This window comes from Pseudomonas sp. SIMBA_068 (assembly GCF_046534705.1).
GTDB lineage: Bacteria > Pseudomonadota > Gammaproteobacteria > Pseudomonadales > Pseudomonadaceae > Aquipseudomonas > Aquipseudomonas putida.
The window spans coordinates 1-247 of the sequence record NZ_JAWRYI010001284.1; the positions used below are offsets into that span (position 1 = coordinate 1).

General features: G+C 57.5%; 1 pseudogene. It reads right to left on the bottom strand.

The features are described from left to right. Positions 1-247: pseudogene (locus SB756_RS33710) on the bottom strand (phage tail protein); the annotation flags it as partial.

The window sequence follows — 247 nt, forward strand, 5'->3', positions numbered from 1 at the left end:
TGATTCGGCACTGATGAACCAAAACAGCACAGCAGCACATCGCCCGGCTGTGCCGCTGACAACGGCACCTGATACAGCCCCGTCGCCTCCAGATTATCCAGATAGAGATTCTGGCCGTTACGCCACCAGTCATCCTCACGATGAAAGTCCGGCATCTCAATCCCCGCCAGATGATAAGCATCCCGGAACAGTGTGTAACAGTCCGTCACACCGTGCTCAAAGCGCCGCCCGGTGAGATGCGGCACAC